The 20,096-nt window shown below is 71.5% G+C and carries 24 protein-coding genes and 2 pseudogenes; 18 read left to right on the forward strand and 8 right to left on the reverse strand.

What is annotated here, in order from left to right; all coding sequences use genetic code 11:
- The first annotated feature begins 4 nt into the window (after nucleotides 1–4).
- The 4 genes from MTP03_RS02415 to MTP03_RS02430 all read left to right on the forward strand — a co-directional run bounded on the left by MTP03_RS02415 (nucleotide 5) and on the right by MTP03_RS02430 (nucleotide 2,448).
- Nucleotides 5–1,129 (forward strand): YbfB/YjiJ family MFS transporter, encoded by a 1,125-nt coding sequence (locus MTP03_RS02415; protein ID WP_248490482.1) that lies wholly within the window; start codon nucleotides 5–7, stop codon nucleotides 1,127–1,129.
- A 32-nt stretch (nucleotides 1,130–1,161) separates the two neighbouring features.
- Nucleotides 1,162–1,623, forward strand: a complete 462-nt coding sequence (locus MTP03_RS02420) for a VOC family protein (protein ID WP_248490483.1) — start codon at nucleotides 1,162–1,164, stop codon at nucleotides 1,621–1,623.
- Nucleotides 1,620–1,949 (forward strand): helix-turn-helix transcriptional regulator, encoded by a 330-nt coding sequence (locus MTP03_RS02425; protein WP_248490486.1) that lies wholly within the window; start codon nucleotides 1,620–1,622, stop codon nucleotides 1,947–1,949. The genes MTP03_RS02420 and MTP03_RS02425 overlap by 4 nt, the downstream gene beginning before the upstream one ends.
- A 163-nt stretch (nucleotides 1,950–2,112) precedes the next feature.
- Nucleotides 2,113–2,448 (forward strand): hypothetical protein, encoded by a 336-nt coding sequence (locus MTP03_RS02430; RefSeq protein WP_248490487.1) that lies wholly within the window; start codon nucleotides 2,113–2,115, stop codon nucleotides 2,446–2,448.
- Nucleotides 2,449–2,499: 51 nt separating this feature from the next.
- Here the strand turns inward: MTP03_RS02430 and MTP03_RS02435 are convergent, their stop codons facing one another.
- From MTP03_RS02435 to MTP03_RS02445, 3 genes are read right to left on the reverse strand one after another with little or no spacing between them, the layout of a single operon-like run.
- Nucleotides 2,500–3,513, reverse strand: coding sequence for an aldo/keto reductase (locus MTP03_RS02435; protein ID WP_248490488.1), 1,014 nt, complete (start codon nucleotides 3,511–3,513; stop codon nucleotides 2,500–2,502).
- A 1-nt stretch (nucleotide 3,514) separates the two neighbouring features.
- Entirely contained in the window at nucleotides 3,515–4,006 is a 492-nt protein-coding gene (locus MTP03_RS02440) for a MerR family transcriptional regulator (protein ID WP_248490489.1), read from the reverse strand.
- A gap of 48 nt (nucleotides 4,007–4,054) precedes the next feature.
- Nucleotides 4,055–4,216: a hypothetical protein gene (locus MTP03_RS02445; protein ID WP_248492380.1), complete on the reverse strand. Its 162-nt coding sequence runs from the start codon at nucleotides 4,214–4,216 to the stop codon at nucleotides 4,055–4,057.
- 12 nt (nucleotides 4,217–4,228) lie between these two features.
- Here MTP03_RS02445 and MTP03_RS02450 point away from each other — a divergent pair, with 12 nt between their 5' ends.
- The gene (locus tag MTP03_RS02450) at nucleotides 4,229–6,196 is read left to right on the forward strand and encodes an HNH endonuclease signature motif containing protein (protein WP_248490490.1); all 1,968 of its coding nucleotides are present in this window, start codon (nucleotides 4,229–4,231) and stop codon (nucleotides 6,194–6,196) included.
- 40 nt (nucleotides 6,197–6,236) lie between these two features.
- Here the strand turns inward: MTP03_RS02450 and MTP03_RS02455 are convergent.
- A pseudogene (locus MTP03_RS02455) lies at nucleotides 6,237–7,028 on the reverse strand (ABC transporter ATP-binding protein); the annotation flags it as partial.
- A 37-nt stretch (nucleotides 7,029–7,065) separates the two neighbouring features.
- On the opposite strand from MTP03_RS02455, the gene MTP03_RS02460 reads away from it, so the two are divergent.
- Together MTP03_RS02460 and MTP03_RS02465 are read left to right on the forward strand one after the other, a co-directional pair.
- Nucleotides 7,066–7,269, forward strand: a complete 204-nt coding sequence (locus tag MTP03_RS02460; RefSeq protein WP_248490491.1) for a hypothetical protein — start codon at nucleotides 7,066–7,068, stop codon at nucleotides 7,267–7,269.
- A complete protein-coding gene (locus MTP03_RS02465) occupies nucleotides 7,266–7,835 on the forward strand; it encodes a trans-aconitate methyltransferase (RefSeq protein WP_248490492.1) in 570 nt (189 codons plus the stop codon). Before MTP03_RS02460 ends, MTP03_RS02465 begins: the two co-directional genes overlap by 4 nt.
- Here the strand turns inward: MTP03_RS02465 and MTP03_RS02470 are convergent.
- On the reverse strand, nucleotides 7,817–8,671 hold the full coding sequence (locus tag MTP03_RS02470; protein ID WP_248490495.1) for a LysR family transcriptional regulator: 855 nt from the start codon (nucleotides 8,669–8,671) through the stop codon (nucleotides 7,817–7,819). The genes MTP03_RS02465 and MTP03_RS02470 overlap by 19 nt on opposite strands.
- Before the next feature lie 116 nt (nucleotides 8,672–8,787).
- Between MTP03_RS02470 and MTP03_RS02475 the strand changes: the two genes are divergently transcribed.
- Together MTP03_RS02475 and MTP03_RS02480 are read left to right on the forward strand one after the other, a co-directional pair.
- A complete protein-coding gene (locus MTP03_RS02475) occupies nucleotides 8,788–10,014 on the forward strand; it encodes an MFS transporter (protein ID WP_248490498.1) in 1,227 nt (408 codons plus the stop codon).
- A 14-nt stretch (nucleotides 10,015–10,028) separates the two neighbouring features.
- Complete coding sequence (locus MTP03_RS02480) at nucleotides 10,029–10,805, forward strand: LLM class F420-dependent oxidoreductase (RefSeq protein WP_248490502.1); 777 nt, start codon at nucleotides 10,029–10,031, stop codon at nucleotides 10,803–10,805.
- Nucleotides 10,806–10,814: 9 nt separating this feature from the next.
- Here MTP03_RS02480 and MTP03_RS02485 read toward each other — a convergent pair whose 3' ends face one another.
- Together MTP03_RS02485 and MTP03_RS02490 are read right to left on the reverse strand one after the other, a co-directional pair.
- A complete protein-coding gene (locus tag MTP03_RS02485) occupies nucleotides 10,815–11,042 on the reverse strand; it encodes a hypothetical protein (RefSeq protein ID WP_248490505.1) in 228 nt (75 codons plus the stop codon).
- Nucleotides 11,042–11,638, reverse strand: a complete 597-nt coding sequence (locus MTP03_RS02490; RefSeq protein ID WP_248490507.1) for an SAM-dependent methyltransferase — start codon at nucleotides 11,636–11,638, stop codon at nucleotides 11,042–11,044. The genes MTP03_RS02485 and MTP03_RS02490 overlap by 1 nt, the downstream gene beginning before the upstream one ends.
- Before the next feature lie 68 nt (nucleotides 11,639–11,706).
- On the opposite strand from MTP03_RS02490, the gene MTP03_RS02495 reads away from it, so the two are divergent.
- From MTP03_RS02495 to MTP03_RS02515, 5 genes are all read left to right on the forward strand, one after another.
- A complete protein-coding gene (locus MTP03_RS02495) occupies nucleotides 11,707–12,276 on the forward strand; it encodes a TetR/AcrR family transcriptional regulator (RefSeq protein ID WP_248490509.1) in 570 nt (189 codons plus the stop codon).
- Nucleotides 12,273–13,019: a phosphoglyceromutase gene (locus tag MTP03_RS02500; protein ID WP_248490511.1), complete on the forward strand. Its 747-nt coding sequence runs from the start codon at nucleotides 12,273–12,275 to the stop codon at nucleotides 13,017–13,019. The genes MTP03_RS02495 and MTP03_RS02500 overlap by 4 nt, the downstream gene beginning before the upstream one ends.
- Before the next feature lie 96 nt (nucleotides 13,020–13,115).
- Nucleotides 13,116–13,412, forward strand: a complete 297-nt coding sequence (locus MTP03_RS02505; protein ID WP_248490512.1) for a GNAT family N-acetyltransferase — start codon at nucleotides 13,116–13,118, stop codon at nucleotides 13,410–13,412.
- Between the two features lie 63 nt (nucleotides 13,413–13,475).
- The gene (locus tag MTP03_RS02510; protein WP_305852781.1) at nucleotides 13,476–14,672 is read left to right on the forward strand and encodes a cell wall metabolism sensor histidine kinase WalK; all 1,197 of its coding nucleotides are present in this window, start codon (nucleotides 13,476–13,478) and stop codon (nucleotides 14,670–14,672) included.
- Nucleotides 14,669–15,358 (forward strand): response regulator transcription factor, encoded by a 690-nt coding sequence (locus tag MTP03_RS02515; protein WP_248490515.1) that lies wholly within the window; start codon nucleotides 14,669–14,671, stop codon nucleotides 15,356–15,358. The genes MTP03_RS02510 and MTP03_RS02515 overlap by 4 nt, the downstream gene beginning before the upstream one ends.
- A gap of 16 nt (nucleotides 15,359–15,374) precedes the next feature.
- Here the strand turns inward: MTP03_RS02515 and MTP03_RS02520 are convergent, their stop codons facing one another.
- Nucleotides 15,375–16,190 (reverse strand): hypothetical protein, encoded by an 816-nt coding sequence (locus tag MTP03_RS02520; RefSeq protein ID WP_248492016.1) that lies wholly within the window; start codon nucleotides 16,188–16,190, stop codon nucleotides 15,375–15,377.
- A 48-nt stretch (nucleotides 16,191–16,238) separates the two neighbouring features.
- Here MTP03_RS02520 and MTP03_RS02525 point away from each other — a divergent pair.
- The 4 genes and pseudogenes from MTP03_RS02525 to MTP03_RS02540 all read left to right on the forward strand — a co-directional run bounded on the left by MTP03_RS02525 (nucleotide 16,239) and on the right by MTP03_RS02540 (nucleotide 20,095).
- A pseudogene (locus tag MTP03_RS02525) lies at nucleotides 16,239–17,262 on the forward strand (hypothetical protein).
- Between the two features lie 46 nt (nucleotides 17,263–17,308).
- A complete protein-coding gene (locus tag MTP03_RS02530; RefSeq protein ID WP_248490517.1) occupies nucleotides 17,309–18,370 on the forward strand; it encodes a Sec62 family protein translocation protein in 1,062 nt (353 codons plus the stop codon).
- A 14-nt stretch (nucleotides 18,371–18,384) separates the two neighbouring features.
- Nucleotides 18,385–19,236, forward strand: a complete 852-nt coding sequence (locus MTP03_RS02535) for a sugar phosphate isomerase/epimerase (protein ID WP_248490519.1) — start codon at nucleotides 18,385–18,387, stop codon at nucleotides 19,234–19,236.
- A 19-nt stretch (nucleotides 19,237–19,255) separates the two neighbouring features.
- Nucleotides 19,256–20,095 carry a thioesterase family protein gene (locus MTP03_RS02540; RefSeq protein WP_248490522.1) on the forward strand — a complete coding sequence of 280 codons (840 nt, stop codon included), beginning with the start codon at nucleotides 19,256–19,258 and terminating at the stop codon, nucleotides 20,093–20,095.
- The last annotated feature ends 1 nt before the right edge of the window (nucleotide 20,096 follow it).

Consider the following 20,096-nt stretch of genomic DNA (forward strand, 5'->3'; position numbering starts at 1 on the left):
CGTAGTGAATACGCGGCAGCTCGGTTTCGGTGCCCTGGCCGGTCTCGCGGCCGCGATGGGACTGGGGCGGTTCGTCTATACGCCGATCCTGCCGCTCATGCAGGAGCAGACGGGCATGTCGCCCGGTTCCACCGCGATCGTCGCGACGTTCAACTACCTCGGCTACTTCCTGGGTGCGTTCGCCCTCGCGATCTGGCCGCGCCTGGCACGCAGCACGGCGTTGCTGCGGGCCTCGCTGCTCGCGCTCGTGGCCAGCGAGGTGGCGATGGTGCTCTCGGTGAACGTGCCGCTGTGGTCGGCGGTGCGGCTGATCGCCGGCCTGGCCAGCGCGGTCGTGTTCGTCTACTGCGCCGGGGCGGTCGCCGGGACCGCGGCGGCGGGCGTCGCGTTCTGCGGTGTGGGCGTCGGGATCGCCGCATCGGGCCTGCTCGTGGTCGGGCTCGGCGAGGTCGTCGGGTGGCGCGCGCTCTGGTGGGTGTCCGCCCTGGCGACCGCGGTGTTCGGGGTGTTCGCGTGGCGGCTCCCGCCCGGCGGGCCCGGCACCGTCGCCCGGCCCGACGGTGCCGCCCCGCCCCGGCCCGGCATCGCCGGATGGGCGATCGGGATCAGCTACTTCCTGGAGGGGCTCGGCTACATCGTGCTCGGTACGTTCCTCGTGGCCGCGGTCGCGGTGGGCGGGCGGCCGTGGGAGGGGCCGGCGGCGTGGGTGACCGTCGGGCTCGCGGCCGCCGTCTCGCCACTGATCTGGGCGCGGCTGCGCCGCTACCGGTCCGCCGAGACCCTGTTGGTGATCGCGCTTCTGCTGCAGGTGGTCTCGGCGGTGCTGCCGGCGCTGGTGCGCGGCCCGGTGTCCGCGGCGGTGTCCGCGGTGCTGTTCGGCGGGACCTTCATCGGCGCGGTGATGCTGTCGATGGAAGTGGGCGCGCGGATCGGTGTTCCACGCTCGGCGGCAGTGCTGACCACGGGGTACGGCATCGGTCAGATCCTCGGCCCGCTCGTGGTCGCGCCGATGCTCGGCGACGGCTACGACGCCGCGTTCCTCACCGCGGGCGGCGTCCTCGTGGCCGCGGCGGTCCTGGCCGCGGTGGCGCGCTGGACGGCTCCCGATCGGGTGGCCGTCGGGTCTTGACTATTTTCCTAAATAGGAAATAATTGCGAGGTATGGATGGAAACAACCTCGCAGCAGCAGTGATCTACCGTGACGCCCCCGCCGCCCTGGAATGGCTCGAGCGGGCGTTCGGTTTCGAGACGACGATGGCTATCGACCCGCCGCCGGGCCAGCCTACGATGGGGCACTACGAGATGGACTGCGGCGGCGGCCGCATCATGATCGGCTCGGAGTGGACGGATTCGGCGCGCAGCCCCGCCAGCGTCGGGGGAGTGAACACCCAGTCCCTGCACGTGGGGCTGGCCGAGGACATCGACGGGCACTGCGCGCGCGCCCGCGCCGCCGGCGCGACGATCGTCCAGGAGCCGCAGGACGAGTTCTACGGCGACCGGACCTACCGCGCCGCCGACCTCGACGGCCACGTGTGGACCTTCGCACAGCACGTCCGCGACGTCAGCAGGGCCGAGGCGGAGGCCGCGATCGGTACGTCGATCCGGGCGAAGAACTGGCCGTGACGGCGCCGCAGCTGGACGCGACCCTCGCGGCGCTGTCCGATCCCGTGCGCCGCCGCGTGGTGGAACTCCTGGCGGACCGGCCCCGTCGGCCCGGGGAACTTGCGGCGGAGACGGGAGCCAGCCCCTCGACCCTGAGCAAGCACCTGCGGGTGCTGCGCACCTCCGGGCTGGTGACGGAGGAGCATCCCGCACACGACGCCCGCGTGCGGATCTACACCCTGCGATCGGCACCGATGACCGAGCTGCGCGGCTGGCTCGAGGCCGCCGAACGCGGCTGGGCGCAGCAGCTCACGGCGTTCCAGGACCTGCTCGCGGAGGAGGCATGACGCCGGCTCCGGGGGCTGCCCGGGAACCCGACGCCTCCCGCGTGCTGGTCGCGCTGCGCGTGCCCGCGACGCCCGAACGTGCCTTCGCGACCTTCACCGAGCGGATCGACGACTGGTGGGTGCACAACGGGCTGTTCCAGTTCACCCCGGGCGCACCGGGACCATGGTGTTCGAGACCGGGCCGTCGGGCCGACTGGTGGAGAGGTACGACGACGGCACCGAGTTCGAGATCGGCGCCGTGCGCGCCTGGGACCCGCCGCACGGCTTCGTGATCGGCTGGCGCCAGGCCGGATTCGAGGCGGACCAGGACACCGAGCTGCACGTCTCGTTCGCCGCCGTCCGCGACGACCCGCCCTCCACCCGCGTCTCCGTGCAGCACTTCGGGTGGGACACCATTCCGCCGGAGAACGCGGCGCGGCACGGCTTCCCGCTGCCCGTCTTCTCGCTCCGCTTCGCGCAGTGGTGGCGGGACCAGCTCGCCGCCCTCGCCGCGCACTGACCTCCCGGGCGCGTCGGGACGAACGCAACGGGGAGCGGCGGGCGTGCCCCGTCAGCGCTGCCGGAGCGTGCGCTGCGGGAGTCGGCTGCCGACGGCGGAGAGAGCGGTCAGCTCGGCGACCTGCGCGTCGGTGAGGGTGATCGACGCGGCGCCCAGGTTGTCGGCGAGATGCTTGCGGCGGGTGGTGCCGGGGATCGGGACGATGTCGTCGCCCTGCGCCAGCACCCAGGCGAGCGCGACCTGGGCGGCGGTGACGGGCGCGCCGTCGGAACCCGCACCGTCGGAACCCGCGCCGGCGGAGGTGAGGTCGGCGGCGATGGAGTCGATCCGGTCGACGAGCCGCAGGTTGGCCTCCAGGTTCTCGCCCTGCCAGCGAGGGATCGATTTCCGGAAGTCGTTCCCGCCCAACGCCGCCGCCACGGCCTTGCGGTCGGCGGTGAGCAGGCCCCGGCCGAGCGGGCTGAACGGCACCAGGCCGGCACCCACCTCGCGCGCGGCCTGCAGCGGACCGTCCTCGACGTCCCGGGTGAAGATCGAGTACTCGGACTGCAGCGCCGCGATCGGGTGCACGGCGGCTGCCTTCCGGATGTCGTCCGCGGTCGCCTCGGAGAGGCCGAGCGTGCGGACCTTGCCGGCCGCGACCTGCTCGGCCATGGCGCCCACGGTCTCCTCGACCGGGACCTGCGGGTCGACGCGGTGCAGGTAGTAGAGGTCGATCACGTCGACGCCGAGGCGGCGCAGCGAGCCGTCGACGCATCCGGCGACGCGCTCCGGACGGCCGTCGATGCCGACGGGCCTGGCGTTCTCGTCGTTGACGAAGCCGAACTTGGTGGCGAGCACGATCTCGTCGCGGTGGGCCTGGACGAACGGCGCGAGGAACTCCTCGTTGGCGCCGTTGCCGTACATGTCGGCGGTGTCGAAGAGGGTGACGCCGGCGGCGAGCGCCGCCTCGAGCGTTCGGCGGGCCTCGTCGGGGTCGGCCGAGCCGTAGGCGTGGCTCATGCCCATGCAGCCGAGGCCGAGAGCGGAGACCCGCAGGTCGCCGAGAGAGCGGGTGGGGAGCATGTCAATCCTCCTGGGGTTCAAGGTTGTCGACGGTGCGCTCGCAGTCGCCGAGCGCGCCGCCGTACGTCGCGATCTTGTAGTCGATCACCGCGAGCGAGTACCTGAGGTCCTCGATCTGCGCGACGGTGCGGGCGCGGTGCGCCTGCAATAGAGCGAGCCGCGCGGGGACGGTCGCCTCGCCGCCGTCCACGAGGTGGATGTACTCGGTGATGTCCGCGATCGGCATGCCGGACAGGCGGAGCCGGGTCAGGAAGATCACCCGCGCGAGCGCGCGGGGTCCGTACCGGCGGTGCCCGGCACCGTCGCGCTCGACGGTGACCAGCCCGATCCGCTCGTAGTAGCGCAGCGTGTGCGCCGTGATGCCGACCAGCTCCGCCACCTCGGCGACGGTGAGTGGACCGTCGCCGGCCGGGCCGGATAGCAGCTCGTCCAGGCTCGGCAGCGGCCCGCGTGAGCCGACGATGGCGTTGAGATCCTCGGTGAGTGCGACCACGTGAGCAACGCTAAGCCTTCGAGTGCACTCGAAGTCAACAGGAAGGATTCACGGCTGGTCGCTGGGCGTCCACGGCTGGACGAAGCCCAGGTCGCCCAGGCCCTCCGCGGCGGCGATCAGCGGGTAGCCGGTGGCGCCGTCGAGCTCCTCGCGGAGGATGTCGGCGTGGCCGGCGCGCTCGGAATCGGCCGCGGGTGCCATGAACGGCATGGGGTGCTCCTGGTGATCGACTCGTCGGGACCGTGCCAGTCAACCGCGAAGCACCGACAGGTTCCGTGCGCCGTTGAAATGTCGTCTCAGAAAAGCGATGTCAAGACCTATCATTGTTCGAGTAACGCTCATAAAATAGAAGACATGAGCTATTCGGATGACGCCTTCACGCTGGGCAGGCGGGTGTGCACCCCGCTGCCTGCGGTGGTTGACGATGCGGTGTCCGCGCTCAGCGCGGCCGGCGCATTGACGCGCCTGCGGCGGCTCACTGCGGAGCAGAACCGGCTGGAGGCGGAACGGTCGGCGGTTCTGACCAGGCTCTACGAGTTGCGTGACGACGCTCGCCGGGCGCAGGAGGAGACGTCGCGCCGGTTCGTCGACGACTGGGACGAGTTGGTCGCCGAAGTCGGTGCAGCGTTGGGTGTCGGCCGCACGGCCGCCGGGTCGGCGGTGCATCGTGGGCTGGATCTGCGGGAGCGATGCCCGCGGTTGTTCGAACTGTTCGTCTCCGGGGCGGTGGGCCTCTCGGTGGTGCGGGAGGTGCTCCGCGCGTCCGCGGCCGTCCTGGATGATCGGGTCGCGGTCGCCTTCGACGAGCGGATCACCGCCTGGCTCACGGCGCGGAGCGGCCAGTCGTTGTCGGTGCGGGCAGTGGCGGAAGCGGCGAAGAGCGTTCTAGTGCGGTTGGATCCGGAGGCGGCGCGGGAGACGCCGCCGGCGGCGCCGCGGGAGCGGTTGGAGTTCCACGCCCGCGCGGACGGCCTGGTCGATCTGGAGGCGGTGATGCCGACAGCGCAGGCGCTGCGGTTGTCCTCGCTGGTCGGCCCGGTGGCGCGGTCGGTGTGCCGGGACGACGGCCGCACCCTGGGGCAGCGTCAGGTCGCCGCGCTCGTCGCCCTGGCTGAGGGTTACGAGAGCCTGGCGTGCCTGTGCGGCAAGGATTCGTGTGACCTGCGTCAGGCGCGGCCGCGGAGCGGGGCGGTGTCGCAGGAGATCCGGGCACTGGCGGTGATCGTTCTCAACGAATCCGATCTCGCCGATGTCGTGGCCGACGGGGCTGATGCGGGAGCGACCCCACCTGAGCCCGACCTGTTCTCCGACGGCCCGTTCTCCGACGGCGCGGCGGACGAGACGAGCTCCGCCACCACCGATGACGTTCAGGACGAGGGCCATGAGCGCCATGAGCGCGACGAGGGCGGCGCCGACGGTGACGCCCCGGGCACGGGCGCCGACGCATGTCGCGGAGCCGTGGTCCTCACCGGGGACCCCGGTATCACGGGGCCGGTCACTGTGGAACGGGCACGGGAGCTGATCGCCGCCGCGAACACCCAGTGGCGGGTCCTCGGGCGTCGCGATCCCACCACCGGTGAGGTCCACGCCCGCGGCGCCGGCGGATACCGGCCCACCTGGTACCAACTGCTCGTCATGCGCCTGACCTACCCGACCTGTGTGTTCCCCGGGTGCAGTGTGCCGTCCGACTGCTGCCAGGCCGATCACGTCGGCGAATACGACCACGACGATCCCGCCGCGGGCGGACGGACGACAGTCGCGGGCAAGGGCACCGCGGGGAACCTGGTGCCGCTGTGCGGTTTCCATCACCGGATCAAGACGGAAACGGGATGGCTCTCCGACGTCCTGCCGGACGGCACCGTCGAATGGCGGCACCCCGCCGGAGGCGTGCACACCGTGCCACGCGGCACTGCCCGAGAACTCCTGCCCGGGCTCGAGAGGATCATCTGGGACGCCCCCGAACCCGCACCGGCGAAACTCAAGAACCTCGACGGACTGGCCACCGCCGCGAAACGGCGCGCGAAGTCTCGCCGCGCGCTCCGTGCGGAGAATCAGCTCTTACGCGAGGACCACCGCGAACGCCGCGCCGCCGCGGCGGAGCAGCGTGCTCGAGATCGCGAACGCGCCGAAGCCGAAGCCGCGGGCATCGACTACGACGACACGCAACCCCTCCAACCCCCACCCTTCTGAGCGAGTATTCGTGCTGCGGTGCGCCGAGCCTTCGTCGGTGAGAACGCGCGGTCCAGCGGCCGTCGTGCCGGGTGATGGTGATCGGGTGGTCGAAGGCGTGGCTGATCGCGTCGGTGGTCAGCACGTCGTCGACCGCGCCGGCGGCGGTGATCCGTCCGTCACGGATCAACACGGCGTGCGTGGTGGTCGTCGGGATCTCCTCGAGGTGATGCGTCACCAGGATGGAGGCGAGCTCGGGGTGGGCGCGCCGCGCACCGTCGACTGCGGTCAGGAGGATCTCGCGCGCGGCGAGGTCGAGGCCCGTGGCCGGCTCGTCCAGCAGGAGCAGGGCTGGTGCACCCATGAGGGCGCGGGCGATCAGCGCGCGCCCGCGCTCGCCCTGCGAGAGCGTGGGCCACACGGAGTCCGCGTGCCGCGTCATGCCCAGCGAGTCGACGAGTTCGTTGGCGCGGGAACGCTGCTCGCCGGTCGGCGCCCAGCGGGGCGGGAACTCGGGGGTGTTCGTCAGGCCGGTGATCACCACATCGCGCACGCTGAGCGGCGCGTCCAGGCGGTGCCGCGGGTTGACGTGCCCGATGTGCGTGCGCAGCTCGCGCATGTCCACCCGGCCCAGGCGCTTGCCCAGCACGTCGACGGTGCCGTGGGTCGGGTGGGTGACCGCGCCGCACAGGCCGAGCAGCGTCGACTTCCCGGCCCCGTTCGCGCCCAGCAGCACCCAGTGTTCGCCGCGCCTCACGGTGAGCGAGACGTCATCGAGCAGCTTGCGCCCGTTGCGGACGAGGTCCACGTGGTCGATGCTCAACACGTGCGGGTTCTCGGTGGGTGCGCTCACTATCCGTTCCCTTCACTCAAATTGATTGGATGATTGTATGACTTCTGTTTGGTGGGATCCCGGCCAGTACCTCCGATTCGGCGGCGAACGCACGCGCGCCTTCGCCGACCTGCTGGCCCGCGTCCCGGTCGCGGCCCGCACCGTCGCCGATCTGGGCTGCGGCCCGGGCAACGACGCGCCCCTGTCCGGGCCCGCTGGCCCGAGGCCACGATCCACGGCGTCGACTCGAGCGAGGAGATGATCGAGCGCGCCCGCGCGGACACCACCGACCCGCGCGTGACCTACGAGGTGGCCGACGCCGCCGCGTGGCGTGCGCCCGAGCGGCCCGACGTCATCGTGTCCAACGCCATGTTCCAGTGGGTCGGCCGGCACATCGAACTCCTGCCCGGCATCGCCGACGGTGCCGCCCGCGCCTTCGCGTTCCAGGTCCCGGGGAACCAGGACGCGCCGTCGCACGCGCTGCTCGCGGCGACGGCGACGGAGTTCGGCGTCACCGACTTCCGCCGCGTCGACGTGCGAGAACCCGTCGAATACCTTGCTGCGCTGCAGCGTCCGGGCTGGACCGTGGACGTCTGGGAGTCGACCTACCTGCACGTGCTGCAGGGGCCCGACGCCGTCTACGAGTGGATCTCCGGCACCGGCGCGCGCCCGGTGCTCGCGAGGCTCGACGGTGCGGAGCGCGAGGAGTTCATCGCGCGGTACAAGGCGGAGCTGAACATCGCCTACCCGCCACAGGATTTCGGGACGGTTCTGCCGTTCCGCCGGATCTTAGCCGTCGCCACCCGCGATCAGGAGTCGAGCGCGTAATCCCGGAAGGCCCGCACGGCACGGGGTAGCGCGACATCGGGGCGCCAGATCAGCCCCACCTCGCGCGTGGGCGCGGGCCCGGACATGGGCACCAGTACGAGGCCGGGCGGCCACAGCGGATCTTCGTCGACGGGCAGGAGTGCCACCCCGAGGCCGGCCGCGACCAGCCCGGCCACGGTGAACGACTCGGACGATTCGAAGGCGATGCGTGGCCGGAAACCCGCCGCGGCGCAGCGTTCTTCGAGGATGCGCCGGAGGCCGAACTCGGGGTGCATCGTGATGAAGTCCGCGTCGGCCGCCTCGGAGAGGTGCACGGAGGTGCGCTCCGCCAGCGGATGCCCGGCGGGCACTGCCAGCGCGAGGCGCTGGACCGCGAGCAGCCCGAAGGCGACGGCGCCGGTCGCGGGGCGGGGCGAGACGATCGCGAGGTCGGCCTCGTCGGCGAGCACCCGCTCGGTGACCGTGCCGGCGGCGAACTGCGACAGCTCGAACGTCACGCGCGGTTCCCGCTCGCGGAACCCGGAGACGAGCCGGGGCACCAGCGCGACGCCGAAGGAGTGCAGGAAGGAGAGTCGGATCGTGCCCTGCGACGGGCTGCGCAGGTCCGCGATCTGGGCGCGCGCAGCGGCCAGCTCGGCGTGCGCGCGGCGCGCGTGGTCCAGATAGATCTCGCCGCTCGCGTTGAGCACCAGCCGCCCGTGCCGCCGGTCGAAGAGCGGCGCCCCGATCTCCGCCTCGAGCCGCGCCAGGGTCCGGGAGAGCGTGGGCTGGGTGATCCGCAAGGCCGCCGCCGCGTCGGTCATGTGCTGCGTCTCGGCCAGAGTGATGAACCGCATGAGATCGTCCGACGTGCTCGGAACTGGCCTACCAGCTGCGGTCATGCGTTCTTTCTATCAGGATCGACTGATTCATGCATTTCACACATCGTCGTTTCCGGAGCAGGGTGGTGCTCATGACCGCCACCGTCGAACCCGGGACCGCGACGCCGCTGCGGGCCGGGAGCGCGGCGTACCGTCGAACCACCCTGGCGCTGTTCGTGGCGGGCCTGACCACCTTCGGGTCGATGTACTCGACCCAGGCGGTGCTGCCAGAGCTGACGCGGGTCTTCGGCTCCGCGCCCGACGTCTCGGCGCTCGCGGTGTCCGTGACCACCGGCCTGCTGGCGCTCGCGATCATCCCCGTCAGCGCGCTGTCCGAACGCTTCGGCCGGACGCGCATGATGACGGTGTCGGCCGTCGCCGCCGTGCTGCTGGGCCTGGTGATCCCGCTCGCGCCGACACTGCCGGTGCTCCTGAGTCTCCGTGCGCTGCAGGGGATCGCGCTGGCCGGTGTGCCCGCCGTCGCGATGGCCTACCTCGCGGAGGAGGTCGACGGGCGCGACCTCGGCGCGGCGATGGGGCGGTACGTCGCGGGCACGACCATCGGCGGCCTGCTCGGCCGCGTCGTCACGGCGGTGGGGCTCGATGTCATGGCCTGGCGCGGCGCCATGGAGCTCTTCGCCGTCGCCGCGGCGGTGCTCACGGTGGTGATGATCCGTACCCTGCCGGCGTCGCGGTTCCACGTGCCGAAGCCGGTCTCGGTGGGAACGACGGTGCGCGGCATGCTCGGCCACCTCCGCCGGCCGGAGCTCGCGACGCTGTTCGTGCTCGCCTTCCTGCTGATGGGCGGCTTCGTCAGCGTCTGCAACTTCCTCGGATTCCGGTTGCTGGCCGAGCCTTTCGCGTTCGCGCCCAGTGCGGTCGGGCTGGTCTTCCTGATCTATCTGGCGGGCACCGTCTCGTCCGGCGCGGCCGGCCGGATCGCAGACCGGAAGGGGCGCCGCCGCGTGCTGCTGGCCTCCATCGCGACCATGGGCGCGGGACTGGTGCTCACGCTGCCGGATTCGACGGCCGCGGTGCTCGCGGGAATGGTGGTCTTCACCGCCGGCTTCTTCGCGGCGCACAGCGTCGCCGGTGGATGGGTCGGCCTGCTCGCGACGGAGCACCGCGCGGAGGCCTCGTCGGGGTACCTGTTCTGCTACTACGCCGGCTCCTCCGTGCTCGGGGCGTCGGGCGGAGCAGCGTTCGCCGCGCTGGGGTGGACGGGGCTGGTGATTGCGGTCTCGGTGGCCGTCGTGGCGGCGTTCGGGCTGGTCGTGGCGGTGTTGCCGCGTTCGAGCGGCGGGTCCGGAGAGCGCTGAGTAGCGTCGGTGCCATGCGCATCGGAGTCCAGCTTCAGCCCCAGCACTTCACCGCCTACCAGCAGTTCCGAGACGCCGTCGCCCGGCTCGAGGGCATGGGCGTCGACATCGTCTACAACTGGGACCACTTCTTCCCGCTCTCGGGCGACCCCGGCGGTACGCACCTCGAGTGCTGGACGATGCTCGCCGCCTGGGCGGAGCAGACCTCGCGGATCGAGATCGGCGCGCTGGTCACCTGCAACAGCTACCGCAACCCCGACCTGCTCGCCGACATGGCGCGCACCGTCGACCACATCTCGGACGGCCGCCTGATCCTCGGCATCGGCTCGGGCTGGTTCCAGCGCGACTACGCCGAGTACGGCTACGACTTCGGTACCGCCGGCTCGCGCCTGACGGCCCTGGGCGAGGCTCTGCCGCGGATCACCGAACGCTGGGCCAAGCTCAATCCCGCTCCCACGCGCGACATCCCGATCCTCATCGGCGGTGGCGGCGAGAAGAAGACGCTGCCGCTGGTCGCGCGGTACGCGTCGGTGTGGCACTACTTCGTGGATCTCGAGACCTACCGGCACAAGTCGGCGGTGCTCGCCGAGGCGTGCGCGAAGATCGGCCGCGACCCGAAGGAGATCGCGCACAACGTCGCCATTCCGCGGGGGAACGGCGTCGACGACGCACTCGCCTTCGCCGACCAGCTGGTCGCCGAGGGCGCCACCGAGTTCACCGCCGAGCTCCACGCGCCGGACTTCGATTACATCGTCATCGAGGCCCTGCTCCGCTGGCGGGATTCGCAGTAGGGCGATAGGTCACGACGCCGCTCCACGGGGCGCCGCCGGGGTCGCGGGGTCGGGCTGCGGTCCGGCGGCCAGACGGTGCGCCTCCGGCGTGTCGAGCCGGCCCAGCGCCACCGCGGCGGGGAACAGCGGGTCGATCCGGGCGGCGCACCACCCGCGCTGCTCGAAGTGCGCGACGCCGTCTGCGGGCAGGAACCGCCACGGCGCGTGCCGGAGCAGCCCGCGGTTACGCTCGGCCATCAGCGATCCCACGCCCGCGGAGCCGAGGTCCAGGCACCATCGATCGACGCCCGCGGCGAGCAGGGTGTCCGCGAGCGCATCCGCCTCGGCGGGGAGAGGTACATGATCAGCCCCTCGGCCAGCACCAGGGTGCGCGGATTCGCCTCGGCCGAAAGGGCCACTGTGAGCGCATCGGTGTCCGTGAGATCCATCGGCACCCGAAGCAGCCGGCATCGCGGCGCCTCGCCCGCCAGCGCCGCCTCCTTCTCGGCGACGATCGCCGGCAGATCCACCTCGATCCACTCCAGGTCGGCGGGCAGATCCAGCCGATGGGGTCGGGTGTCCAGTCCGGCACCGAGATTCACCACGCGGGTGCATCCGTCGGCCACGGCGTCGAGCACCGCGCGGTCCAGCAGCACCGTCCGGGTCACGAGGTACCAGCCGTCGCCGCCGCCGGCCGCGGGGGCGACGGACTCGGCGATGGCGCGCCCCGTCGGACCCGCGAGGCGCGCCGCGAGCGGGTCGTTCAGCAGCGCGTCCGGTCGTGCGGATTCGAGTGCGCGGTGGTGCGCGACCCAGCGTGCGGTGTCGTCGACGGTGTGCACCTGATGGTTCACGGGCCCTCCGAACCTCTATGGATGTAGAGTCTCTATAGTTGTAGAGGGTCGGCGGTGAAAGGGCAAGCGTGGACGAACGACGGACGGTGATCTGCGAGGCGGTACTCGACCTCGCGGCTCAGGGTGGCAACCGGGCCGTCACGCACGGTGCCGTCGACAAGCTGCTGGGCATGCCCAAAGGGTCGACATCGTACTACTACCGCACCCGCGCGGACCTGCTCACCGGCGCGATCGGGCGCCTGCGGGAGCGATCGCGCGAGGAATTCGACCGCGCCGCGCCGCGGGCCGTCGACCCCGAGACCGCGGCGGACGCGATGGCCGCGCAGCTGCACCTTCTGCTCACGGACCGCAGGCGCGACGCGCTGGCCCGTTACGCGCTGGCCCCGGACGCGCGGTCCGAGGGGCTCGCGGCCGAGCTCGCGACCTGCCTGTTCTCGATCCCGTTGGCCACGAACCTGTTCGAGGCGCTGGGTGCCGTCGAACCCGGGCGGGCGGCGGCCGACCTGGTGAGCCTGCTGGAGGGACTGCTGTTCGACCGGCTGTACGGCGCGCGCTCGCTGGGGACTGCGCGCACGCCACGGGAGAGCCTCGCAGACCTGCGTGAGCCGATCCGGCGGGCGTTAGAATTCCGCGCATGACTTACGGCACCCTGATCCTGCTCCGTCACGGCGAGAGTGAGTGGAACGCGTCCAACCAGTTCACCGGATGGGTGGACGTGGCGCTCACGGAGAAGGGCCGCGGCGAGGCGCAGCGCGGCGGTGAGCTGCTCAAGGAGGCCGGCCTGCTGCCCGACGTCCTCTACACCTCCCTGCTGCGGCGCGCGATCACCACCGCGAACATCGCGCTGGACGCCGCCGACCGGCACTGGATCCCCGTGGTCCGCGACTGGCGCCTCAACGAGCGTCATTACGGCGCGCTGCAGGGGCTGAACAAGGCCGAGACCAAGGACAAGTACGGCGACGAGCAGTTCATGCTGTGGCGCCGCAGCTACGACACCCCGCCGCCCGCGATCGACCCGGCGAACGAGTACAGCCAGACCGAGGATCCGCGCTACGCCCTGCTGCCGCAGGTGCCGCTCACCGAGTGCCTGCTGGACGTGGTCAAGCGGTTCGTGCCGTACTACCAGGCCGTCATCGAGCCGCAGGTCGCGCAGGGGAAGACGGTGCTCGTGGCCGCGCACGGCAACTCGCTGCGCGCGCTGGTCAAGCACCTCGACGGCATCTCCGACGCCGACATCGCGCAGCTCAACATCCCGACCGGCATCCCGCTGACCTACTCGTTCAACGAGGACGGCACCGTCGCCAACCCGGGCGGCACGTACCTCGATCCCGAGGCGGCCGCCGCGGGCGCGGCTGCGGTCGCGAACCAGGGCGGCAAGTAGCCGTACGGACTTCGACGGGGCGGTGCCGAGCTATTCGGTACCGCCCCTCAGTATTTCCACAGCATCCCCTACGCCGAACGGGATAGGTTGGATCACATGGCTGACGTGACTGTGACCCACTCCCCGCAGGAGGAGCGCTACGTGCTCACCGTCGACGGCGAGCAGGCGGGCTACCTGGATTATCTCGACGAGGTCGACGTGCGCCTGCTCACCCACACGGTGGTCGACGAGGCGTACGGCGGAAACGGCTACGCCGCGGTGCTCACCAAGGCGGCGCTGGACGACGTGCAGACCTCAGGGAAGAAGGCCCGCGCGGTGTGCTCGTACGTGGCGAACTACGTCACGAAGCACCCCGAGTACGCCGAAGTTGTCGAGGTGGCCGCCGACCGGTAACCCGCTGTTCACCAGTCGTTCCCGATGTGAAGGACCGGACATGGACGTGGGTACACTGACCGCGTGACTGTGGCCCTCTGTGTGGTGTCCGCCCTGGCCGGCGCCCTCATCGGATGGCTGGCGCGTCGCGTCCGACAGCGGGTGGCCGCGCCGGTCGACACCGGTCCCACGCGCATGACGGTGGCCGAGTTGAACCGGGCCGTCGTCCAGGAGTCGCCGACGGGCCTCGTCGTGGTCGACCGCTTCCGCGACGTGATCCTCTGCAACGCCCGCGCCGAGGCGTTCTCGCTCGTCCGCGAACAACTGCTCGACGACCGGGTCTGGAACGCCGTCTCCCAGGTCCTCGCGACCGGGGCACCGCGCACCGTCGAGCTGACGGTGACGCGCCGCGCGGACCGGGCTGCCATCGCCGTGCGCTGCCGGGTCGACCTGATCGAGGGCACCGCACCCGACGAGCGGTACGCCGTGGTCTACGCCGACGACGACACCGAGAACCAGCGCATGGAGGCCACGCGCCGCGATTTCGTCGCGAACGTGTCGCACGAACTCAAGACGCCGGTCGGGGCGATCGGCCTGCTGTCCGAGGCGCTGCTGGAATCGGTTGACGATCCGGAGGCGGTGCAGCACTTCGGTTCCCGCGTGCTCGTCGAGTCGACCCGCATGGGCAATATGGTCAACGAGCTGATCGCCCTCTCACGCCTGCAGGGCGCCGAGAAGCTGCCGGACCTCGGCCGCGTGGAGGTCGACGACATCGTGGGCGAGGCCGTCGCCCGCGCCCAGGTGTCGGCGGAGGCGAACAACATCTCGCTCATCGTCGACCAGCCGTCGGGCCTGGAGATCCGGGGCGACGACACGCTGCTGCTCACCGCCCTGTCGAACCTCATCTCCAACGCGATCGCGTACTCGCCGCAGAACACGCAGGTGTCCATCAGCCGGCGCGCCCGCCCCGGTGGCGGGCCCGACGGTACGCCGTCGGTCGAGATCGCGGTCACCGACCGGGGGATCGGCATCGCCCCCGAAGACCAGGAGCGCGTGTTCGAGCGCTTCTTCCGCGTCGACAAGGCGCGGTCCCGGATGACGGGCGGGACCGGACTCGGCCTCGCCATCGTCAAGCACGTCGCCGCGAACCACGGCGGCGCCATTAGGCTCTGGAGCAAACCGGGTATGGGATCGACGTTCACGCTGGTGCTGCCTGCGTTGACGGCACCCGTGTCCGGGGCGAACGAGCACGATGACCACAGTGAGGATGTACTGCGGTGACACACGTACTGATCGTCGAGGACGAGGAGTCGCTGGCCGACCCGCTCGCGTTCCTGCTCCGCAAGGAGGGGTTCGAGACCACGGTGGTGGGTGACGGGGCCGAGGCGCTGCGGCACTTCGACTCCGCGGGCGCCGACATCGTGCTGCTCGACCTGATGCTGCCCGGCATGAGCGGCACCGACGTGTGCAAGCAGCTGCGCGCCCGCTCATCGGTGCCGGTGATCATGGTGACCGCGCGCGACAGCGAGATCGACAAGGTCGTCGGCCTCGAGCTGGGCGCCGACGACTACGTCACCAAGCCCTACTCGGCACGGGAGCTCATCGCCCGCATCCGCGCCGTGCTGCGTCGCGGCGCCGACACCGCCGCCGCGGACGGCCTGGACGACGGGGTGCTCGAGGGCGGCCCCGTGCGGATGGACGTCGAGCGGCACGTGGTCACCGTCGGGGGAGAGGCCGTGACCCTGCCGCTCAAGGAGTTCGACCTCCTCGAGTACCTGCTGCGCAACAGCGGCCGGGTGCTCACCCGTGGACAGCTCATCGACCGCGTCTGGGGCGCCGACTACGTGGGCGACACCAAGACGCTCGACGTGCACGTCAAGCGCCTGCGCAGCAAGATCGAGTCCGACCCGGCCAACCCGAAGCACCTGGTCACCGTCCGCGGCCTCGGCTACAAGCTCGAGCCCTAGCGCCTACCGGGGCGCGTCACAGCTCCACGTACTTCATGTCGAAGCTCTGCCGCTCGGTGGCGGCGGCGGTGGCGGGGTGCACGGCCACGAGGCGACCCTGGCGCGCCTCGCACTCGCGGGCGAGCACGGCGTAGGCCTGCTCGCCCAGCAGCTCCGTCAGCTCCGGGGCGTAGCTCTGCCACACCTGCTGCGCGCCGACGTGCGCCTCCGGCGAGCCCGTGCAGTACCACTGCAGGTCGAGGCCGCCGGGACCCCAGCCCCGTCGGTCGTACTCGCCGATCGTGGTGCGCAGGATCTGCTCCCCGTCGGGCCGCTCGATCCACTCCTGGGTGCGCCGGACGGGCAGCTGCCAGCAGACGTCGGGTTTGACGGTGAGCGGCTCCACCCCGGTCCGCAGGGCCATGGCGTGCAGGGCGCACCCCGTGCCACCGTCGAACCCCGGACGGTTGAGGAAGATGCAGGCCCCGTCGAGGCGGCGCGTGCGGATGGCGGGCTCGTCGTCGAGGTCGTCCTCCTCGAGGTAGCCCTTCTTGCCCAGGCCCTTGCTGCGGAACTGCCAGTCGGCGTCGGTGAGCTTCGCGACGGCCTTCTTGAGCCGCCTGCGGTCGTCCTTGTCGGACAGGAACGCGCCGTGGCTGCAGCAGCCGTCCGTCTCCCGGCCCGGTTCGATCCCGTGGCACGACGCGGTGCCGAACATGCACGTCCAGTGCGAGAGCAGCCACGTCAGGTCGGCGGCGATCAGATGCTGCGGATCCGCGGGGTCGGCGAACTCCAGCCACTCGCGCGGGAAGTCCAGGGGGACTTCGGGCACGGGGCGCCGCAGGCCGGGCATCGGAAGGTCGGTCACAGGGGCCACGGTAGTCGGGTCTAGATTGACACCGTGAGATTGGGAGTCCTCGACATCGGGTCCAATACGGTGCACCTGCTCGTGGTGGACGCCCACTGGGGCGCGCATCCGACGCCGATGAGTTCGACCAAGGCCACGCTGCGGCTGGCCGAGAAGATCGAGCCCAGCGGGCGGCTCAGCCAGGCGGGCGAGGACGCGCTCGTCGAATCCGTCGAGGAGTTCACGAAGATCGCGCGCAGTTCCGGCTGCTCCGAGGTGATGGCGTTCGCCACCTCCGCGGTGCGCGACGCCAGCAACACCGACACCGTGCTCGCGCACGTCAAGGACGTGACCGGGGTCGACGTCGAGGTGCTCTCGGGCATCGACGAGTCGCGCTTGACCGCGCTGGCGGTGCGCCGCTGGTACGGCTGGAGCGTGGGTCGCGTACTCAACATCGACATCGGCGGGGGCTCGCTGGAGCTCAGCAACGGCGTCGACGAGGAGCCGGACGTCGCGCTGTCGCTGCCGCTGGGCGCGGGCCGCGTCACCCGCGAGTGGCTGCCCGAGGATCCGCCCGGCCGACGCCGGGTGAGCATGCTCCGGGACTGGCTCGACGCCGAGATCGCCCCGCCGCCGCCCGCCTCGAGGCCGCGGGCGCACCGGACATGGTCGCGGGCACGTCGAAGACGATGCGCACGCTGGCCCGCCTGACCGGGGCGGCACCGTCGTCCGCCGGCCCGCGGGTCAAGCGCACCCTGACGGCCAGCAGCCTGCGCCAGCTGATCGGATTCATCAGCCGGATGACGGCCGCCGACCGCAAGGAGCTCGATGGCCTCAGCTCCGACCGCGCGGGCCAGATCGTCGCCGGCGCGCTGGTCGCGGAGGCGGCCATGCGGGCGTTGAACGTGGAGGCGCTCGACATCTGCCCGTGGGCGCTCCGCGAGGGCGTCATCCTGCGGTACCTCGACACGCAGGCGGGCTTCACGCCCGAGAACGGCACTAAAGTCCAGTAAATGGCATGGGTAATATGGCAGATCGCCGCGCGCGCCGTCGAGGTCGTGCCGCAGTGAAGACGTAGAATCTGCCGAGACCCACATATATCCACAGGACGGTGACGTGCATGAGTGAGGAGCGCAGGATCTCGCTGGCGGAACTACTCGCCAGGGAAGGCGCGACCACCCCCGGCCGGTGGTGGGCGACGTCGGCGACACCGCGGCGGCGAGAACTCCATCACCGTCGCCGAGCTGACCGGCGAGATCCCCGTCGTCCGCGACGACGTGCCCGAGACGCCCGCCGCGCAGTCGCCCTCCGCGCAGGCGGCCACGGAGCAGCCGGAGGCGTCCGCCGATCCCGCAGTGACGGAGCAGCCGGAGGACGACGAGCCGATCACGTCGTCCTTCCTGGCCGCCGCGGTCGAGGACGTCCGGTCCGAGGATGACGGTGCCGCGGCGGGCGCCGCAGAAGCCGACGCCACGGAAGTCGAGGTCGCCGAGGCCGAGGTCGTGGACACCGGGGACGCGGAGGCCGTCGAGGCCGATGTCGCCGAGGCGGAGGTCGTCGACGACGCGGACGCGCGCACCGACGTCGAGCACCACACGAACGAGGGCCACACGGAGGCCAACTACGCGTGGTCGAAGTGGGATCAGTCGGAGGCGCCGATCATGGCGACCGCTGATTTCAACACGGCGCAGGTCCGCGAGCGGCAGGCCCGTTTCGCCGATGCCGACAACGAGCCCACGGTGGACGTGGCGCCCGTGACCGACGTGCCGGACGAGGCGGCACCGTCCGCCCCGGACACCGCAGCGCTGAGCGCCCAGCAGATCGACGAGGCCCGCGCGGCGCTCGATACGGACGCGGCGCCCGCCGTCGACGTGGCCGGCGCGGAGGACGGCCCGGCGGCACCGAAGGGGCGCGGTCAGGGCTGGCTCGCGCTGATCGCCGAGGTCGTACTCGGCGTCGCCGCGGGCGCCGGCCTGTTCTTCGGCTTCTTCAAGCTCTGGAACTGGGGCGGCGGCACGTGGACCATCGCGCTGACCGTGGTGCTGGCGTTCGTCGTGATCATCGCGATCGTGATGTTCACGCACTTCCTGCGGCGGACCACCGACTACCTGACGCTGGGATTGGCGCTGTTCGTGGGCCTGGTCATCACCTTCGGGCCGCTCGTGATGGCGCTCGCCTCCGACTGAGTACGCTTGCTGCCGTGAGCGGTATCGAGGTCGGGTTGTCCACGGCCTCGGTCTACCCCGAGAAGCTCGAGGCCGCGTTCCGGTACGCCGCCGAGACTGGGTACGACGGCGTCGAGCTCATGGTCTGGCACGAGTCGGCCAGCCAGGACATCGCCAACGTAGCGGGGCTGTCGATGCGGTACGACATGCCGGTGCTGTCGGTGCACGCACCCTGCCTGCTCATCAGCCAGCGCGTCTGGGGAACCGACCCGATGGCCAAACTCGGCCGCGCGGTGACGGCCGCGGAGGACCTCGGCGCGCGCACCGTCGTCGTGCACCCGCCGTTCCGGTGGCAGCGGCGCTACGCCGAACACTTCGTGGACCTGGTCAACGAGCTCGAGGACGACAGCGACGTCGCGGTAGCGGTGGAGAACATGTTCCCGATGCGGCTGGACGCGTTCTTCGGTCGCCGCGGCGAGTCGGTCGAGCGGCTCAAGCGCCGCGGCAGCCCGGGTGCGGCGCTGTCGGCCTTCGCCCCGTCGATCGACCCCACCGACGTGGGCTATGCGAACTACACCCTGGACCTCTCGCACACCGCGACCGCGGGCGTCGACGCGCTCGACCTCATGGACCGGATGGGCGACGGCCTGCGGCACCTGCACCTCACCGACGGCCTCGGCGCCGCGGTCGACGAGCATCTCCTGCCCGGCCACGGCACCCAGCCCGCGGCCGAGGTGTGCCGCCGGCTCGCGGCGTCCGGCTGGGACGGCCAGGTGATCCTGGAGATCGCGACGGGCTCGGCGCGCTCGCCCGAGGAGCGGCGTGCGATGCTCACCGAGGCGGTCGAGTTCGCGCGGGAACACCTGCGTGTTCCGCCCGCCGCCTGACCTCGAGAAGGAGCAGCACATGGCTTTGTTCGCGGACCTCGTCGCGGTGACGAAGGCCCCCGGCGGGTACGTCGCCGAGATCGACCCGACCTGGTCGGTGGGGCGCAAGGTGCACGGCGGCGCGCTGCTCGCCGTGGTCGCGTCCGCCGCGCGGGCCGCGTACCGGGACGGTGACGGTGCCGACCCGCAGGCCGAGCCCGTGGTCGTGTCCGCGCAATACCTCGGCGCTCCCGACCCGGGCACCACCTCGCTGCGGACGTCCGTGGCCAAGCGCGGCCGCACCACCTCGGTCGTGAACGTCGAGGCCGTGCAGGGGGAGCGGACGTACGTCCAGGCGGCGGTGACGCTCGCGCGGCGCGACGCCGGCGACGGCCTGTACGCCGAACCCACGCCGCTGGACGCCCTGCCGCCGGAGCCGCCGTCGGACGCCCTGGCCTGGGACCCCGAGCATCCCGCGGCGAAGGTGTTCAAGGTGGGCCGCGTCGCGGAGGTGCACTACGACGTCGCGTCCCTGCCGGTCTCGCGCGGCGAGACCGGGGCGGCCGAGACCCGCGGGTGGGTGCGGTTGCGCGAGGAGCCGCTGTCGGCCCTGTTCGCGCTGCTCGCGACCGACATCTCGTTGCCGGTGGTGGCCAACCTCGGCCGGGTCGGGTGGGCGCCCACGCTGACGCTGACGGCCTCGGTTCCGCGCGAGCCCGCACCCGGGTGGCTCCGGTTCCGGGCCTCGGCGGCCGCCGTCGGGGAGCGGTTCTTCGAGGAGGACCACGTCCTCGTCGACGAGGCGGGGCGCACCGTCGCGACCTCCCGGCAGCTGGCCATGGTGCCGGTCGCCGTTCCAACAACCGACAAGAAGGAGTGAC

It is taken from the genome of Tsukamurella sp. PLM1 (assembly GCF_023168325.1).
In the GTDB taxonomy this organism is placed as follows: domain Bacteria; phylum Actinomycetota; class Actinomycetes; order Mycobacteriales; family Mycobacteriaceae; genus Tsukamurella.

Excerpts from the sequence above, each read along its gene's own strand:
- MTP03_RS02420 (WP_248490483.1), top strand. The coding sequence starts at position 1,162 with ATGGATGGAAACAACCTCGCAGCAGCAGTGATCTACCGTGACGCCCCC.
- MTP03_RS02430 (WP_248490487.1), top strand. The coding sequence starts at position 2,113 with ATGGTGTTCGAGACCGGGCCGTCGGGCCGACTGGTGGAGAGGTACGAC.
- MTP03_RS02435 (WP_248490488.1), bottom strand. The coding sequence starts at position 3,513 with ATGCTCCCCACCCGCTCTCTCGGCGACCTGCGGGTCTCCGCTCTCGGC.
- MTP03_RS02445 (WP_248492380.1), bottom strand. The coding sequence starts at position 4,216 with ATGCCGTTCATGGCACCCGCGGCCGATTCCGAGCGCGCCGGCCACGCC.
- MTP03_RS02460 (WP_248490491.1), top strand. The coding sequence starts at position 7,066 with ATGACTTCTGTTTGGTGGGATCCCGGCCAGTACCTCCGATTCGGCGGC.
- MTP03_RS02465 (WP_248490492.1), top strand. The coding sequence starts at position 7,266 with ATGATCGAGCGCGCCCGCGCGGACACCACCGACCCGCGCGTGACCTAC.
- MTP03_RS02470 (WP_248490495.1), bottom strand. The coding sequence starts at position 8,671 with ATGCGGTTCATCACTCTGGCCGAGACGCAGCACATGACCGACGCGGCG.
- MTP03_RS02475 (WP_248490498.1), top strand. The coding sequence starts at position 8,788 with ATGACCGCCACCGTCGAACCCGGGACCGCGACGCCGCTGCGGGCCGGG.
- MTP03_RS02480 (WP_248490502.1), top strand. The coding sequence starts at position 10,029 with ATGCGCATCGGAGTCCAGCTTCAGCCCCAGCACTTCACCGCCTACCAG.
- MTP03_RS02485 (WP_248490505.1), bottom strand. The coding sequence starts at position 11,042 with ATGGCCGAGCGTAACCGCGGGCTGCTCCGGCACGCGCCGTGGCGGTTC.
- MTP03_RS02500 (WP_248490511.1), top strand. The coding sequence starts at position 12,273 with ATGACTTACGGCACCCTGATCCTGCTCCGTCACGGCGAGAGTGAGTGG.
- MTP03_RS02505 (WP_248490512.1), top strand. The coding sequence starts at position 13,116 with ATGGCTGACGTGACTGTGACCCACTCCCCGCAGGAGGAGCGCTACGTG.
- MTP03_RS02520 (WP_248492016.1), bottom strand. The coding sequence starts at position 16,190 with ATGCCCGGCCTGCGGCGCCCCGTGCCCGAAGTCCCCCTGGACTTCCCG.
- MTP03_RS02540 (WP_248490522.1), top strand. The coding sequence starts at position 19,256 with ATGGCTTTGTTCGCGGACCTCGTCGCGGTGACGAAGGCCCCCGGCGGG.